Consider the following 15,813-nt stretch of genomic DNA (forward strand, 5'->3'; position numbering starts at 1 on the left):
TCATTACTATTCGTCCCGTTTCCATTCCCCGAGGTCGTTTTCATGCGCCTGCGCCAGACGTTGCTTGCCAGCCTGACCCTTTCCGCCCTGTCGATGCCGCTGTTGGCGGCCGACGAAGTGGTGGTTTACACCGCGCGAATCGATGAGCTGATCAAACCGGCCTTCGATGCCTACACGGCCAAGACCGGGGTCAAGGTCAAGTTCATCACCGACAAGGAAGCGCCGCTGATGGCGCGACTGCAGGCCGAAGGCGCCAATACCCCGGCTGACCTGTTGATCACCGTGGATGCCGGCAACCTCTGGCAGGCCGAGCAGATGGGCATTCTTAAGCCGCTGCAGTCGGCGGTCATCGAACAAAATATTCCGCCTCAGTACCGCTCCAGCACCGGCAGTTGGACCGGCCTGTCGCTGCGTGCGCGCACCATCGTCTATTCCACCGAGCGGGTTAAACCGGCAGAGCTATCGACCTACGAAGCCTTGGCCGACAAGAGCTGGGCCAGCCGCCTGTGCCTGCGCACCAGCAAGAAGGTCTACAACCAGTCGCTGACCGCTACCCTGATTGAAACTCACGGCGCGGCCAAGACCGAAACCATCCTCAAGGGGTGGGTGGATAACCTGGCCACCGACGTGTTCGCCGACGATACCGCCTTGCTGCAGGCCATCGACGCCGGCCAGTGCGATGTGGGCCTGGTCAACACTTATTACTTCGCCCGTCTGCACAAGCAGGACCCGGACCTCAAGGTCAAACTGTTCTGGCCCAACCAGGCTGACCGTGGCGTGCACGTCAACCTGTCCGGCGCTGGCGTGACCAAGTACGCGCCCCATGCCGCCGAGGCGCAAAAGCTGCTGGAGTGGATGACCGGCCCCGAGGCGCAGAACCTGTTTGCCGATATCAACCAGGAATTCCCGGCCAATCCGGCGATCAAGCCGTCGGCAGAAGTCGCCGCCTGGGGCAGCTTCAAGGCCGACAGCGTGCCGATGGAAGTGGCTGGCAAGCGTCAGGTGGAAGCCATCAAGTTGATGGACCGCGCCGGCTGGAACTAATCCGCACCGGTTAAAAAAAACGCCCCGCCTTGTGCGGGGCGTTTGCGTTTAGGGCTGGTGTTTTAAGCATTCTTTGTAGCCCGGATGAAATCAGGGAGAGCTCGTTGCCCTGCAGGTTCGCCCCCGGATTTTATCCGGGCTACGCCTCCAGGCGGGATCTGGTGGGAGCGGTCTTGACCGCGAAGCTGTTAACCGTATTTAGGGCTGCTGTCGCAGATGGCGGGTCAGGTTGTGCTTGAACACGTCGCTGACGGCGGCGGTCATCACCGCGGTGGAGACGCCAAACATGAGGATGCCATTGGCGGCTTCCAGGGCGCTGAGCAGGCGCCATTGCGGCGACAGCACCAGGTCGCCATAGCCGAGGGTGGCAAAGGTCACTCCGGAGAAATACAGTGCCGTGACCAGGCTGTCGAACTCGCCCAACAGCACGAACAGGCCAGCCCACAGGGCCATTTGCAGGCAGTTGCCGAGCATCAGCAGAAGCATCACCGCTGACAGCACCAGGATGTCCGGCAGCACGGCGTTGGAGGCTCGGGTGTAGGGGCGAAAGCGCAGGTAGGTGCGCATGCACCCGGCGATAAACAGCGCCTGCAGGACCAGGCAGATAAGAATGACCGGCAGGCCGGTGAGCAGGTTGATCAGCATGGGCGGCTCGTCAGGGAGGAGTGGGCAAGGAAGAGGGTTGGCGCTGGCGATCCAGCCACTGAACCATCAGGCAGGCGTATAGGGTTACGGCGATAAACAGGCTCATGCGCACGGCAAAGGCCTGGACCACGTCCTTGCCGTTGGCGCTGTCCTGCACTGACTGGCCGAGCAGAATGATCATCGTGGTGAAGCTGTTCAGCCAGAAGGCCGGGCTCTGTCGGCTCGCGCTCAGGGCGAACAGCTTGCGCGCCAGCAGCAGGCCGAACAGCAGCAGCCACAGAAAAAACATCCACAGATGCACGAACAGGCCGAGGGCATACCACAGGGTGATCGCCAATACCCCGCCAAGCAGGGTCGAGCCGAGCAGTTCGCGGCCGGCGTTGCGCGCCGAGGTGGTGCAACTTTGTTGGCCGAGGTTGACCGCCTGCATGATCAACGGCATGTAGCTGGCGGGGTTGATCAGCGCCAGCAGAAACGCCGGCAGCACCACCAGGGCGGCGCGCAGGGCCACCCAGCTAGCCACTTCGGCAGGCAGCGGGGTGGGTTGGGGCGGTGCTGGGCTGTTGGCGGGTTCCGGGAACAGCCAGTGGCTGAGGCCCACTACCAGCACCGCCAGCAGCAGGCCCTTGACCAAGGCCTCGATGACCATCACGGCGAGGCCGAAGTCGGCGGTGCCGGCGGCCGAGATCATGGTCAGGCCAATCACCAGAAACTTCACCAGCAGCGGATTACCGCCGCGCAGGCCATAGCGAAAGGCTAGAAACAGACACAGGCCGATGATCGCCACGCCGCTGGCCGGGTAATAGCGCAGCAGCGGGATCAGCAACAGACCGCTGCCGGTGGTCAGGGCCGCCAGCACGGCCAGGCCAATGCCGGCTTTCAGGGGCAGCGGGCGGGGTAGGGTGGCCAACAGCACCAGGCAGATCAGCGGGGCGATAAACGGGATCGGCAGCGCCAGACCAAAGCTGATCGCCAGGCACAGGGCCGTGCCACTGGCCAGGCGCAGCGCGCGCTGGCTGCGCCAGTCGCGGTTAGTCGGCATGCCAGGGCCTAGTAGGCATAGGACAGCAGGCTCATGAGGCGTAGAAACAGCCGCCCCAGCGGGTTGAGCGGGTTGCCGCTGCTGGGGAAGGCCATTACCTCGGCCTGACCGCCAACGCGGATACCGCGTCGTGCTTCCAGTTCGTCGGGAATGAATTCCACCACCACCGGAAAGCGTTGTGCCGGACGCAGCCAATCGCGGCTGTTTTGCACCGTCGGCAGGGTGCCGGGGGCGGTGCTGCTGCCGACGCTGACGCCATAGCCGACGCTGCGCACGCGGCCGGCAAAGACCTGGCCGGGGAAGGCGTCGAGAACGATGGCCACCGGTGTGCCCGGCTCAACCTTGCCGAGGTTGTTCTCGGTCATTTCGGCATTCACCCACACGTCGTGGATGGCGATCAGGGTCATCTGCGGGCTGCCGGCGGCGGCGAACTGGCCGACATCGCTGCGCAGGTCGGTGATCAGCCCGGCGGAGCGGGCGCGCACCTGGGTGTTGGCCAGGTCCAGTTCGGCCTTGCTCAGTGCCGTGGCGGCGCTGCGCAGCTTGGCGTTGTCGTCCTCGCTGCCGCCTTGTTGTTCGCGGGCCCGTTGTACCTCGGCGTGGGCGGCGGCGACCTGGCTGACGGCCTGTTCGTGGGTGGCGCGGGAAACCTCCAGGCGGCGCAGGGAGATAGTCCCTGCATCCTCGCGATACAGGCGTTCGAGGCGGTCGCGGTCTTGCCGGGCCTTCAGTTCGTTGGCCTGATAGGCGCGCAGAGAGGCCAGGGCCGAGTCGATGCCGGCGGTGCTGGCGCCGATCTGCCGGCGCATTGATTCGAGGTCGGCGCGGGCGCGGTCGACGACGATCTGGTACTGCGCGGGATCGATCTCGAACAGCAGATCGCCGGCGTTGACGTCCTGGTTGTTGTGCGCCTGCACCTTGATCACCCGTCCGGACACTTCGCTGGCCACCGGCACCACGTAGGCTTGCACCCGCGCTTGCTGGGTGTAAGGGGTGAAGCGGTCGGCGAGGAAGTACCAGAGCAGGCTCAGGGCGATCAGGATGGCCACCCAGCGGGCGCCTTTCTTCACTGGGTCGGCGGCGGGTGCGGGTGCCGATTGAGCGGTGGCAGGGGTGTCACTCATCGCGGGTTACCTGGTTGGCGGTGGTTGGGGCTGGCGGGTCGAGCATATCGCCCCAGTCGGTGCGGGCCTGCATCTGCTTGCGGGTGGCGTCATCCAGCAGCGGTTGCGGGCTGTACCAGCCGCCGCCGAGGGCCTTGTACAGGGCGATCAGGTTGCTGACCGCGCTGCTGCGGCTGAGCAGGTAGCTGTCCTGCTGCACGAACAGCGCGCGCTGGGCGTCCAGCACGCGCTGGAAGTCGGAGTAGCCTTCGCGGTACTGGGCGCTGGCCAGGGTCAGCGAGCGCTGGGCCGAGAACGCCGCTTCACGGAGGATGCGCTCGCGCTCCAGGGCCTTGCTCAGCCCGGTGGCGGCGTCGTCGGCCTCGCGGGCGGCTTGCAGCACGCTGTCCTGATAGGCCACCAGCAGTTGTTGCAGTCGCGCATCCTGAACCCGCACGTTGTCGGTTAGGCGGCCGTAGTCGAAGACGTTCCAGCGCAGGCTGGGGCCACCACCGAGGTCGAGGTTATCGGCGGCGCCGTCGACGCTGCTGGCCGACCAGCCAATGCTGCCCAGCAGGGTGATGGCTGGGTAGAGGTCGGCCTCGGCGATACCGATACGCGCGGACTGGGCCGCTACCTTGAGTTCGGCAGCGCGGATATCCGGGCGCCGTAGCAGCAGATTGGCGGGTACGTCGTCGAGCACGGCCTGTTCAAGCAGCGGAATCAGTCCGGTGTTGGTCGCCAGTTCCGGCAGCTGGCTGGGCGGTCGGCCGATCAGCACGGCCAGGGCGTTGCGCGTGCGCAGCACCTGGCTCTCGATCTCGGGAATGCTGCTGAGGGTGCCCAGGTATTGGGTCTTGGCCTGTTGCAGGTCGAGTTCGGCGTTGTTGCCGCTGTTGAACAGCCGTTCGGTGATCTCGAAGCTGCGTTTTTGCAGTTTGGCGTTGTCGCGGGCGATCTGCAGGCGCGCTTCGGCGGTGCGCAGGGCGAAATAGCTGTCGGCCATTTGCGCGCGCAGCAGCACCAGCACGTCTTCATAATTGGCCTGGGCGGCGAAGTAGCTGGCGTCGGCGGACTCAATGGCGCGGCTGAAACGACCCCAGAAATCCAGCTCCCAGCCCACGTCGAAACCGGCACTGTGCTGCCAGAAACTGCTGTCCTGCGGGTTGCGTCCGCCGAATTGATTACGGTCCAGGTACAGGCTGTCGGCGCTGGCCTGCTGCACTTGCGGGTAGCGGCCGCTCTGGGCGATGCCCAGTTGCGCGCGAGCCTCGATGACTCGCAGGCCGGCAATCTTCAGGCTCGGGTTGTGCGCATCGGCCTCGGCGATCAGGCGGTTAAGCACCGGGTCGGCGAACACCGTCCACCATTGTTGGGTGTCAGCCTGGGGCTGACGCTGGCTGGCGTGTTCCAGTGCTGGGCTGTTCCAGTGTTCGATCCATGTCACGGGCTCGGTCTGGAAATCCGGGCCCAGGCGCACACAGCCGCTCAGGCCGAGGGCCGCCAACAGCAGCAGGCGGGTGGGGGCAATGGCCAAGGGCGCGACTCCGCAAGGGCCGGGAACCCATGGGGCTCCCGGCGGGTGCTCAGGTGGGTTGCTGGTCGTCAGCCGCCGGCGCTGTGGCTTCGGGCTGATCATCGACCCACTGCCAGAACAGCTGATAACCGACCGCCAGCAGCACCGGGCCGATAAACAGGCCGATGATGCCGCTGGTGACCATGCCACCGAGGGCGCCGATGAGGATCACCGGCATCGGTACGGCCACGCCGCGCGCTAGCAGCAGCGGCTTGAGCACGTTGTCGACCATGCCGGCGACGAAGGTGTAGATGGCAAAGGCAATGCTCGCCGCGGTAGCGCCTTCGGTGGCAAACACGAAGGCGATCACCGGAATGGTCACCAGGGTCGCCGGTAACTGCATGATGCCCAACAGCAGCACGGCGAGGGCCAGCAGGCCGGCGCCGGGAATGCCCATGACGACGAAGCCGCCACCGACCAGCAGCATCTGGATAAAGGCAATGCCGACCACGCCCTGGGCCACGGCGCGAATGGTCGCGGTGCACAGTTCGGCAATCTGCGGGCCACGCTCCGGGCCGGAAACCCGCACGGCAATCTGCACCGCGCTGTGGCTGCCGTTGGCGCCGTAGGCCATGAAGATGCCGGCAATCACCAGGGCAAAGATAAACATCAGAAAGCCGATGCCAACCCCGGCCAGCTTGCCCAGCACCGTCAGGCTCACGCCCTTGAGTTGCGGCGCGACTTTTTGCAGCAGGCCGGTAAGGTCGGTGGCGGCTTGCTGCCAGAAGCCATGCAGGGTTTCACCCACCAGCGGCCAGGTGGCTACCGAATCGGCTGGCGGCGGAATGCGGAAGGCGTCGTTTTTGACCACTGCGATGGTCTGCTGGATCGACTCGGCCACCGAGTCGCCGAGCAGGTACACCGGGATCAGCAGGATAGTGATGGCGATCAGTACGATCAGGCTGGCGGCGCGCGCGTCGCTGCCCAGTCTGCCTCGGAGCATGCCGTGCAACGGGTACAGGGTGATGGCGAGAATCATCGACCAGAGCATCAGGTCGAGAAACGGGCGGAAAATCTGGTAGCAACTGATCACCAGGATGGCGATAAGACCGGCGCGGATCAGCACGTCCAGTAGACCGCGGGACAGCACTTTGTCGGGGAGTGGCGTGGGCTGCATGAGGTTGCTCCTTGCAAGTCGGGTCATCAGGGCGACGGAACGGCGGGCTATCTGAGGTGCACAGAAGGCTTCGATGGTAGCCGAAAGCTGTTGCTGCTGGCACCTCGGTCGTTGCTGATGCGGCCAAGGTCCGCGCACCACGGTTATACTGCGCCGCCGTGCGAGCCCTGCCCGGCGGATTTGTGTTTGAGGAGCTTGCGTGGCCCATCGTGCCCAGCGTCGCTGGTACCCCATCGTTTTTGCCATTGCTGGCCTGGTGCTGTTGCCGCTCAGCGTGCTGTTGCTCAGTTGGCAGGAAGTCGATGGCGAGATCTGGGCGCACCTGTGGCAAACCCAGATGCCGCGCCTGCTGGGCAATACCCTAACGTTGCTGCTCGGCGTTGGCGTCGGCGTGACCCTGCTGGGGGTCAGCCTGGCCTGGCTGACCAGCCTCTGCGAATTTCCCGGTCGGCGCTGGCTGGACTGGGCGCTGATGCTGCCGTTCGCGATCCCCGCCTATGTGCTGGCGTTTGTCTTTGTCGGCCTGCTGGATTATGCCGGGCCGCTGCAGAGCCTGCTGCGCGAGTATGTGGACAGCAGTCTGCGCCTGCCGCGGGTGCGCTCCACCGGCGGGGTGATCGTGGTGTTGGTGCTGGTGTTCTATCCCTACGTCTATCTGCTCGCCCGGGCGGCCTTTCAGGCCCAGGGGCGCGGCTTGCTGGAAGCGGCGCGGGTGCTCGGTCAGTCGCCTTGGCAGGCGTTCTGGCGGGTGGCCTTGCCGGTGGCGCGGCCAGCCATTGGTGCAGGTCTGGCCCTGGCGCTGATGGAAACCCTGGCGGATTTCGGCGCGGTGTCGGTGTTCAACTTCGACACCTTCACCACCGCCATTTACAAGACCTGGTACGGCTTCTACAGCCTTGGCAGCGCCACCCAACTGGCCAGCCTGTTGCTGCTGGCGGTGGCCTTACTGGTCTATGGCGAGCGCCGCGCCCGTGGTGCCGCGCGACCCATGAATGAGCGGCCGCGCGGCAAGGCGCTGTATCACCTGCGTGGCGTGCAAGCGCTGGCGGCCAGCGGCTGGTGCGGCCTGGTGTTCGCCTGTGCCTTCGTCATCCCTGTGCTGCAGTTGTTGGTGTGGGTCTGGCAGCGCGGTCGTTTTGACCTGGATGAGCGTTATATCGGCCTGATCCTGCACAGCCTCTATCTGGGAGGCCTGGCCGCCCTGCTGACGGTGGTGGCAGCCTTGCTGCTGGTGTTTGCTCGCCGTTTAGCGCCGACCCGTACGGTGCGCAGTGCCGTGGCGGTGGCCAACCTCGGTTATGCCCTGCCGGGTTCGGTGCTGGCGGTGGCGCTGATGCTGGCGTTCAGTTACCTGGACAAGACCTTGGTGATACCGCTGTCGAGCCTGCTCGGCGGCGCCGGCAAGCCGTTGCTGCTGGGCAGCCTGGCAGCCTTGCTGCTGGCGTATCTGGTGCGCTTTATGGCGGTCGCCTACGGCCCGCTGGAAGGTGCCCTGGCACGTATCCGGCCGTCCTTGCCGGAAGCCTCGCGCAGCCTCGGGGTCGGTGGCGCCGGTTTGTTTGTGCGTCTTTACCTGCCGTTGCTGTTGCCGGGTGTGTTGTCGGCGGCCTTGCTGGTGTTTGTCGATGTGCTCAAGGAAATGCCCGCCACCCTGCTGATGCGCCCCTTCGGTTGGGACACCTTGGCGGTGCGCATCTTTGAAATGACCAGCGAAGGCGAATGGGCCCGCGCCGCCTTGCCGGCCCTGAGTGTGGTGCTGGTCGGCCTGCTGCCGGTCATAGTGCTGATCCGCCGTTCGGCCCGTGGCACTGGCTGACGGGTGTCCAGTGGCCGACTCAGCGGCTACAATGCGCGCCATTTGCTGCGGCCCAGAGAAATAAACTGGCTCTGCCGAGGCTTTCACGGTGTCGCTCAAGGCGCGCCAAAGCCCAGGCCAGAGCCGCCCGCAGCGTTGCCACGCCCGCAAGGAGTCCTCCATGGGACAGCGCACACCCCTCTACGATCAGCACCTGGCTCTGGGTGCCAAAATGGTCGATTTCGGCGGCTGGGACATGCCGCTGCATTACGGTTCGCAAGTTGAGGAGCACCATCAGGTGCGCCGTGACTGCGGGGTGTTCGACGTGTCGCACATGACCGTGGTGGATGTTAGCGGTGCCCAGGCCAAGGCCTACCTGCAGCATCTGCTGGCCAACGACGTGGAGCGCCTGCAACTGCTCGGCAAGGCCCTGTACAGCGGCATGCTCAACGAGCAGGGCGGGGTGATCGACGACCTGATCGTCTACCTGGCGGCCGACGGCTACCGCGTGGTGGTCAATGCTTCGACCCGCGACAAAGACATCGCCTGGATGGAGAAGCAGACCGCCGGTTTTGACGTGGTGCTCAACGAGCGCGCCGATCTGGCCATGCTCGCCATTCAAGGCCCCCAGGCACGCGCCAAGACGGCCGAACTGGTCAGTACCGCCCGCGCCACCCTGATCCACGGCCTCAAGCCGTTCCAGGGTCTGCCCGACGGCGAGTGGTTTATCGCGCGCACCGGCTACACCGGTGAAGACGGCTTGGAAATCATGCTGCCTGCCGCCGAAGCGCCGGCCTTCCTGGCCGAGCTGGTTGGCGCCGGTATCGCCCCGATTGGCTTGGGCGCGCGCGACACCCTGCGCCTGGAAGCTGGGATGAACCTCTACGGTCAGGACATGAGCGAAGAGATTTCGCCCCTGGCCGCCAACATGGCCTGGACCATTGCTTGGGAGCCGGCCAGCCGTGACTTCGTCGGCCGTGCTGCCTTGCAGGCCCAGCAAGACGCCGGCGTGGCCGACAAACTGGTCGGCCTGGTGCTGGAAGAGCGCGGCGTGCTGCGCGCTCACCAGGTGGTGCGCGTCGAAGGCGCCGGCGAAGGCGAAATCACCAGCGGTAGCTTCTCGCCCACCCTCGGCAAGTCGATTGCCCTGGCGCGGGTGCCGGCGGCCACTGGCGAGCGCGCCGAGGTGGAAATTCGCGGCAAGTGGTACCCGGTACGTGTGGTGCAGGCGAACTTTGTTCGCCACGGTAAGGCCTTGATCTGATCGACGGTCGGTGCCCGCCGCTGCGGTGGCGGGCATCGTTGACCTGCTAACTTTATTCGGGCACTGCGTTGCCCATCCCTGTTACTGAGGAGCTTCACATGAGCAATATCCCCGCCGATCTGCGTTTTGCCGCCAGCCACGAATGGGCCCGCCTGGAAGCCGATGGTTCGGTCACCGTGGGTATTTCCGACCACGCTCAGGAAGCCCTGGGTGACGTGGTTTTCGTTGAGCTGCCAGAAGTCGGTGCCGAACTGGCTGCCGGCCAGGAAGCCGGTGTGGTGGAGTCGGTGAAAGCCGCTTCGGACATCTACGCGCCGATCGCCGGTACCGTGCTGGCCGTCAACGACGTGCTGACCGACAGCCCTGAGCTGGTCAACAGCGACCCGTACGCCAGCTGGTTCTTCAAGCTGCAGCCGAGCAATGGCGCTGATATAGAAGCGCTGCTCGACGCTGCTGGCTATGCCGCTGCCTGCGCTGCCGAAGCCTGATTACCGGTTAATTCCACAAAGCCTCGTCCTTCGAGGCTTTGTGCATTTTGAGAGCATGAACATGTCCCAGTCCTTGTCCCAACTGCAGCAGTCCGCTGCGTTTTTGCGCCGTCACCTCGGCCCCGATGCGCCTGAGCAGCAAGCCATGCTTGCGGCCCTGGGCCTGAGCAGCCGTGCCGAGCTGATCGAGCAGACCGTGCCGCCGGCGATTCGCCTGAATCGCCCGCTGGACCTGCCGCCGGCGCTGGACGAGGAAGCCGCCCTGGCCAAACTGCGTGGTTATGCCGAGCAGAACCAGCTGTGGACCAGCCTGATCGGCATGGGCTACAACGGCACCGTGACCCCGGCCGTGATCGTCCGCAACGTGCTGATGAGCCCGGGCTGGTACACCGCCTACACCCCTTATCAGCCGGAAATTGCCCAGGGTCGCCTGGAAGCGCTGCTGAACTTCCAGCAACTGACCATCGACCTCACCGGTCTGGACTTGGCCAGCGCCTCGTTGCTCGACGAAGCCACCGCCGCTGCCGAAGCCATGGCCATGGCCAAGCGCGTAGCCAAGAGCAAGAGCAACCTGTTCTTTGTTGACCAGAACTGCCACCCGCAAACCATCTCCGTGGTGCAGACCCGCGCCGAGGCCTTTGGCTTTGACGTGGTCATCGACAGCGTCGACAACCTCGCCAGCCATCAGGTGTTTGGTGCCTTGCTGCAGTACCCGGACAGCTTCGGCGAAATCCGCGACCTGCGCCCGCTCATCGAGCAACTGCACGCCCAGCAAGCCCTGGCATGCGTGGCGGCCGACCTGCTCAGCCTGCTGCTGCTGACCCCGCCGGGTGAGTTGGGTGCCGACATCGTGCTCGGCAGCGCCCAGCGTTTCGGCGTACCAATGGGCTACGGTGGCCCGCACGCCGCCTTCTTCGCCTGCCGCGACGAGTACAAGCGCGCCATGCCCGGCCGCATCATCGGCGTGTCGAAAGACGCCCGTGGCAACACCGCCCTGCGTATGGCCCTGCAAACCCGCGAGCAACACATCCGCCGCGAGAAGGCCAACTCCAACATCTGCACCGCCCAGGCGCTGCTGGCCAATATCGCCAGCTTCTACGCCGTCTACCATGGCCCGGCGGGCCTGAAGAACATAGCCCAGCGTGTGCAGCGCCTGACCGCCTTGCTGGCGGCCGGCCTTGAGCAGAAAGGCTTGAAGCGCCGTAATGCGCACTTCTTCGACACCCTGACCATCGACGTCGCTGACCAGCAGGCGGCGATCCTTGCTCGCGCCCATGTGCAGTGCATCAACCTGCGCGTGGTTGACGCTACGACTCTGGGCGTCAGCCTGGACGAAACCTGCAACGCTGACACCGTGGCCAATCTGTTCGACCTGTTCCTCGGCGAAGAGCACGGTCTGGATGTCGCCGCCCTGGACGCTACCGACGTTGCTTCGGGCATCCCGGCTGCGCTGGTGCGTACCTCGGCGTACCTGACCCACCCGGTGTTCAACACCCACCACAGCGAAACCGAAATGCTGCGTTACCTGAAGCAGCTGGAGATCAAGGACCTGGCTCTGAACCAGTCGATGATCCCGCTCGGCTCCTGCACCATGAAGCTCAACGCCACCAGCGAGATGATCCCGATCACCTGGCCGGAATTCGCCAACCTGCACCCCTTCGTGCCAGCTGAACAGGCCGAAGGCTACAAGCTGATGATCGACGAACTGGATGCCTGGCTGCGCGCGGTCACCGGTTTTGACGCCATCTGCATGCAGCCCAACTCGGGTGCCCAAGGTGAATACGCCGGCCTGCTGGCAATCCGCAAATACCACGAGAGCCGTGGTGATGCGCACCGCAATATCTGTCTGATCCCGGCCTCGGCCCACGGCACCAACCCGGCGTCGGCACAGATGGCCAGCATGCGGGTGCAGATCGTCGAGTGCGACACTCAGGGCAACGTCGACCTCGACGACCTGAAGAAGAAAGCCGCCGAAGCTGGCGACCAGTTGTCTTGCCTGATGGCCACCTACCCGTCGACCCACGGTGTGTACGAGGAAGGCATTCGCGAAATCTGCGAAGTTATCCACGCTCACGGCGGCCAGGTATACATGGACGGCGCCAACTTGAACGCCCAGGTGGGCCTGACCCGTCCGGCCGACATCGGTGCCGACGTGTCGCACATGAACCTGCACAAGACCTTCTGTATCCCTCACGGCGGTGGCGGCCCAGGCATGGGCCCGATCGGCGTGCGTGCGCATCTGGCGCCGTTCGTAGCCGATCACCCGGTGGTCAAGATCGACGGTCCGAACCCCGGCAACGGCGCGGTCAGTGCCGCACCTTGGGGCAGCGCGAGCATCCTGCCGATCAGCTGGATGTACATCGCCATGATGGGCCCGCAGCTGGCCGACGCCACCGAAGTGGCGATCCTCAACGCCAACTACCTGAAAGAAAAACTCAGCGCCGCTTACCCGGTGCTGTTCAGCGGCCGTAATGGCCGAGTGGCCCACGAGTGCATCATCGATATCCGCCCGCTCAAGGCACAGACCGGGATCAGCGAAGAAGACGTGGCCAAGCGCCTGATGGACTACGGCTTCCACGCTCCGACCATGTCGTTCCCGGTGCCGGGCACGCTGATGATCGAGCCGACTGAAAGTGAGTCCAAGCATGAACTGGATCGCTTTATCGAAGCCATGCTCAGCATCCGCGCCGAGATCGCCAAGGTCGAAGCCGGCGAGTGGCCAGCCGAGAGCAACCCGCTCAAGGGCGCGCCGCATTCGCTGGCCGATGTCACTGGCGTGTGGGAGCGGCCGTACAGCATCGCCGAGGCGGTTACTCCGTCGCAGCACACCCGTGACCACAAGTACTGGCCAACGGTGAACCGCGTCGACAACGTCTATGGCGACCGTAATCTGCACTGCGCCTGTGTGCCGGTGGATGACTACCGTTAAGCGTTAGCCACAAACGACAAGGCCGCCCACTGGGCGGCCTTGTCGTTTCTGGTGTGTTGACCTCTGTTAAGCGCTGGCGCGCCAGTCGTAGGATGGCGTGGAGCGCAGCGATACCCATCAGGGGTTTACTCGCCGGCGATGATTTGCTGGGTATCGCCAGCTCAACCCAGCCTACAAAAGCTGCTCTAGGACGTGCCTGCTGCCTACCAGCGGTTGCGCACTTCTTCGGCAAAGCCGGGCAGGTGGTTGAGTTGCAGGACCTGGCCGTTTTCCAGGGTGACGTGGCCGCGGTAATGGCCGAACACCTGATGCTGTTCGGAGGCCAGGAGCAGCAGGTTGAGTTTGCTGTTGCGGTCGACACAGGGGGTGAAGTCCAGCTGCAGACGGCCATCGTTGCTGCGCATCTGCCAGGGCTTGAGCCAGTTCTTACGGTCGAAATGGAATGCCACCTGATCCAGCTTATGGGCCACGCCGCGGTACAGCAGCAGGTTCTCGCTGGCCGGGCTGCGGTCGCTGAAGCCGTAGCCGAGGTTGAGGCCAAAGGGCTCGCCGTCGACATAGCCGGACGCCGAGGCCCAGTACCAGGTGTTGTTGTAGGTCCACACGCCGCGGCCCCAGTCGAGCACGCCAAGGTCACGCACCGGACTGAGGTGGTAATGCTTGCCGGCCTGGCGGAATTGGCCGCTGGCCTGCAGGCAGTTGAGCTTGGTGTTGTAGTAGAAGGCTTTGCGCTGCTCGGCCCAGGAGGTGGCGATGTTCATCGACTCATGCTGCGCGGGCAGGCGTAAGGTCAGCTCACCTTCGATGCCGCGGCCATGGGGACCCTGGAACTGCGTGCTGGAGAAATGCACGCGATGTTCGCCGCCGACGCGCTCAATCTGCAGGCTCAGCTGCCCATTGCTGAACTGGATGGCGCCGCTGTCGGCAGTTTCCGGGAAGGCGTGGCGGCCCAGTGGCAGCGGCTGCAGGGTGTCGATTTGCCAGCTGCGGCCTTGCGCCAGGTCGACCAGGCAGATCGCATAAAGCCCGATATAGCCGAGATTGCTGGCGGTCAGGCAGATGGCGAATTGCTCGGGGGAGACCACGGCGTAGTAGTCCCACTCCTTGATCCGCCAGCTGCTCGCGGCAACGGCCTGGCGCTGGTATTGCCAGTAAGGATGGCGGGCCCAGCCGGGCTCGGTCAGGGTGCCGTTGGCTTGCAGAAGCGGGAGCTGTTCTACGATCTCATGCTGCATGGCCTGTCTCTTATTCTTGTGATCGGGCAATTACCAAGCATAAGAGTGTGGGACAGACGTGCCAATGTCGAGCGGTGCTGGCGCTAATCCTGATGCTGGATTAGCACCAGCGGCGGATCAGTCGGCCTGCTGGACCTTGAGCAGTACGCCGTCCTGGCCGACCACTTTGATCGGTGTGCCGACGGGCAGGTCGGGACCGATTACCAGCCACAAACTGTCGCCGGCCTTGATCTTGCCGCGGCCGCCGACGATGGCTTCGTGCAGCACGAACTGCCGGCCCTGTAGCTCACTGCCGCGCTGGTTCAGCCCCGGTTGGTCCGAAGGCTTGGCCGCTGCGCGCTGGCGCCGCCACCAGAACACCGCGGTGAGGATCGACAGGCAGCCAAACAGCAGCAGCTGCCAGGCCCAGGGCAGTTCGGGGAACAGGTACAGCAAGGCGCCGACAATGGCGGCGGCCAGGCCCGTCCACAGCAAGTAGCCGCCAACACCGAACACTTCGAGGATCAGCAGCACGCTGCCGAAGGCCAGCCAGTCCCAGAAGGACAGGTTTTGCAGGTAATCCCACATAATCAGGCCTTCTTGTCGCCGAAGGTGGCTTTGACGATTTCACCGATGCCGCCGATGGAGCCGATCATCTGGCTGGCTTCCAACGGCATCAGGATCACCTTGCTGTTGTTGGCGCTGGCCAGCTTGCCGAGGGCGTCGATGTATTTCTGCGCGACGAAGTAGTTGACCGCCTGCACGTTACCGGCGGCAATCGCCTCCGACACCATGCGCGTGGCTTCCGCTTCAGCCTGGGCCGCACGTTCGCGGGCTTCGGCTTCGAGGAACGCGGCCTGGCGCTGGCCTTCGGCTTCGAGAATCTGCCCCTGCTTCTTGCCTTCAGCCGTCAGAATCGCCGCGGCGCGCAGGCCCTCAGCTTCGAGGATCTGGGCACGCTTGATCCGTTCGGCTTTCATCTGTCCGGACATGGCGGCCATCAGGTCGGCGGGCGGGCTGATGTCCTTGATCTCGATGCGGGTGATCTTGATGCCCCAGGGCGCGGTGGCTTCATCCACGGTCTTCAGCAGTTTCTCGTTGATCGCGTCGCGCTGGCCGAGCATCGCATCCAGTTCCATGGAGCCGAGCACGGTGCGGATATTGGTCATCACCAGGTTGCGGATCGCGTGTTCGAGGTTGTTGACCTCGTAAGCGGCCTGGGCTGAATTGATGATCTGGAAGAAGCAAATGGCGTCGATCTGCACCGTGGCGTTGTCGGCGGTGATGACTTCCTGGGGCGGAATATCCAGCACGCTTTCCATCACGTTGAGCTTGCGACCGATGCGGTCCATCACCGGCACGATGATGTTCAGGCCCGGTTTCAGGGTGTTGGTGTAGCGGCCGAAGCGCTCCACCGTCCATTCGTAGCCCTGCGGCACGACCTTGAAACCCATGAACAGAATGGCCACTGCGAGGCCGACGAAGAGCAACATGACACTGCCGATTTGCATAACGATTCCTTGTAATGGGGGTGGTCAGAGATCCAGTGTACCTGCCCGCCAGCGCTGTTGCGGGGGCGAGCTAAGTCCATTTGTT

Annotated in this window: 13 protein-coding genes; 5 read left to right on the top strand and 8 right to left on the bottom strand. The window is 64.4% G+C overall.

All coding sequences use genetic code 11. The features are described 5' to 3' along the window. The first annotated feature begins 42 nt into the window (after positions 1 to 42). Complete coding sequence (locus AC56DI_RS01830) at positions 43 to 1,044, top strand: extracellular solute-binding protein (RefSeq protein ID WP_496344685.1); 1,002 nt, start codon at positions 43 to 45, stop codon at positions 1,042 to 1,044. Between the two features lie 198 nt (positions 1,045 to 1,242). Here the strand turns inward: AC56DI_RS01830 and AC56DI_RS01835 are convergent, their stop codons facing one another. The 5 genes from AC56DI_RS01835 to AC56DI_RS01855 are packed head-to-tail and all read right to left on the bottom strand — an operon-like array spanning position 1,243 to position 6,527. Further along, complete coding sequence (locus AC56DI_RS01835; RefSeq protein ID WP_496344686.1) at positions 1,243 to 1,689, bottom strand: potassium channel family protein; 447 nt, start codon at positions 1,687 to 1,689, stop codon at positions 1,243 to 1,245. Between the two features lie 10 nt (positions 1,690 to 1,699). After that, the gene (locus AC56DI_RS01840) at positions 1,700 to 2,731 is read right to left on the bottom strand and encodes a DUF2955 domain-containing protein (protein ID WP_496344687.1); all 1,032 of its coding nucleotides are present in this window, start codon (positions 2,729 to 2,731) and stop codon (positions 1,700 to 1,702) included. Positions 2,732 to 2,739: 8 nt separating this feature from the next. Beyond that, positions 2,740 to 3,855, bottom strand: coding sequence for an HlyD family secretion protein (locus AC56DI_RS01845; RefSeq protein ID WP_496344688.1), 1,116 nt, complete (start codon positions 3,853 to 3,855; stop codon positions 2,740 to 2,742). Further along, positions 3,848 to 5,371, bottom strand: a complete 1,524-nt coding sequence (locus AC56DI_RS01850; protein ID WP_496344689.1) for an efflux transporter outer membrane subunit — start codon at positions 5,369 to 5,371, stop codon at positions 3,848 to 3,850. Before AC56DI_RS01850 ends, AC56DI_RS01845 begins: the two co-directional genes overlap by 8 nt. A gap of 49 nt (positions 5,372 to 5,420) precedes the next feature. Beyond that, on the bottom strand, positions 5,421 to 6,527 hold the full coding sequence (locus AC56DI_RS01855) for an AI-2E family transporter (protein WP_496344690.1): 1,107 nt from the start codon (positions 6,525 to 6,527) through the stop codon (positions 5,421 to 5,423). A 199-nt stretch (positions 6,528 to 6,726) separates the two neighbouring features. On the opposite strand from AC56DI_RS01855, the gene AC56DI_RS01860 reads away from it, so the two are divergent. The 4 genes from AC56DI_RS01860 (at position 6,727) to gcvP (ending at position 13,003) form a co-directional block, all read left to right on the top strand. Beyond that, positions 6,727 to 8,343, top strand: coding sequence for an ABC transporter permease (locus AC56DI_RS01860; protein WP_496344691.1), 1,617 nt, complete (start codon positions 6,727 to 6,729; stop codon positions 8,341 to 8,343). A gap of 160 nt (positions 8,344 to 8,503) precedes the next feature. Then, the gene (gene gcvT / locus AC56DI_RS01865; protein ID WP_496344692.1) at positions 8,504 to 9,586 is read left to right on the top strand and encodes a glycine cleavage system aminomethyltransferase GcvT; all 1,083 of its coding nucleotides are present in this window, start codon (positions 8,504 to 8,506) and stop codon (positions 9,584 to 9,586) included. Positions 9,587 to 9,684: 98 nt separating this feature from the next. Next, positions 9,685 to 10,074, top strand: coding sequence for a glycine cleavage system protein GcvH (gcvH, locus tag AC56DI_RS01870; protein ID WP_324519215.1), 390 nt, complete (start codon positions 9,685 to 9,687; stop codon positions 10,072 to 10,074). Positions 10,075 to 10,129: 55 nt separating this feature from the next. After that, entirely contained in the window at positions 10,130 to 13,003 is a 2,874-nt protein-coding gene (gene gcvP, locus AC56DI_RS01875; RefSeq protein WP_496344693.1) for an aminomethyl-transferring glycine dehydrogenase, read from the top strand. A gap of 203 nt (positions 13,004 to 13,206) precedes the next feature. Here the strand turns inward: gcvP and AC56DI_RS01880 are convergent, their stop codons facing one another. The 3 genes from AC56DI_RS01880 to AC56DI_RS01890 all read right to left on the bottom strand — a co-directional run bounded on the left by AC56DI_RS01880 (position 13,207) and on the right by AC56DI_RS01890 (position 15,728). After that, complete coding sequence (locus AC56DI_RS01880; protein WP_496344694.1) at positions 13,207 to 14,238, bottom strand: DUF2804 domain-containing protein; 1,032 nt, start codon at positions 14,236 to 14,238, stop codon at positions 13,207 to 13,209. A 117-nt stretch (positions 14,239 to 14,355) separates the two neighbouring features. Continuing rightward, positions 14,356 to 14,805 (bottom strand): NfeD family protein, encoded by a 450-nt coding sequence (locus tag AC56DI_RS01885; protein WP_496344695.1) that lies wholly within the window; start codon positions 14,803 to 14,805, stop codon positions 14,356 to 14,358. A gap of 2 nt (positions 14,806 to 14,807) precedes the next feature. Next, entirely contained in the window at positions 14,808 to 15,728 is a 921-nt protein-coding gene (locus AC56DI_RS01890; protein WP_496344696.1) for an SPFH domain-containing protein, read from the bottom strand. Between the last annotated feature and the right edge of the window lie 85 nt (positions 15,729 to 15,813).

It is taken from the genome of Pseudomonas sp. BGA-UO-ETr-WB11 (assembly GCF_059567785.1).

Excerpts from the sequence above, each read along its gene's own strand:
- AC56DI_RS01830 (WP_496344685.1), top strand. The coding sequence starts at position 43 with ATGCGCCTGCGCCAGACGTTGCTTGCCAGCCTGACCCTTTCCGCCCTG.
- AC56DI_RS01840 (WP_496344687.1), bottom strand. The coding sequence starts at position 2,731 with ATGCCGACTAACCGCGACTGGCGCAGCCAGCGCGCGCTGCGCCTGGCC.
- AC56DI_RS01845 (WP_496344688.1), bottom strand. The coding sequence starts at position 3,855 with ATGAGTGACACCCCTGCCACCGCTCAATCGGCACCCGCACCCGCCGCC.
- AC56DI_RS01835 (WP_496344686.1), bottom strand. The coding sequence starts at position 1,689 with ATGCTGATCAACCTGCTCACCGGCCTGCCGGTCATTCTTATCTGCCTG.
- AC56DI_RS01880 (WP_496344694.1), bottom strand. The coding sequence starts at position 14,238 with ATGCAGCATGAGATCGTAGAACAGCTCCCGCTTCTGCAAGCCAACGGC.
- gcvH (WP_324519215.1), top strand. The coding sequence starts at position 9,685 with ATGAGCAATATCCCCGCCGATCTGCGTTTTGCCGCCAGCCACGAATGG.
- gcvT (WP_496344692.1), top strand. The coding sequence starts at position 8,504 with ATGGGACAGCGCACACCCCTCTACGATCAGCACCTGGCTCTGGGTGCC.
- AC56DI_RS01885 (WP_496344695.1), bottom strand. The coding sequence starts at position 14,805 with ATGTGGGATTACCTGCAAAACCTGTCCTTCTGGGACTGGCTGGCCTTC.
- AC56DI_RS01855 (WP_496344690.1), bottom strand. The coding sequence starts at position 6,527 with ATGCAGCCCACGCCACTCCCCGACAAAGTGCTGTCCCGCGGTCTACTG.
- gcvP (WP_496344693.1), top strand. The coding sequence starts at position 10,130 with ATGAACATGTCCCAGTCCTTGTCCCAACTGCAGCAGTCCGCTGCGTTT.
- AC56DI_RS01890 (WP_496344696.1), bottom strand. The coding sequence starts at position 15,728 with ATGCAAATCGGCAGTGTCATGTTGCTCTTCGTCGGCCTCGCAGTGGCC.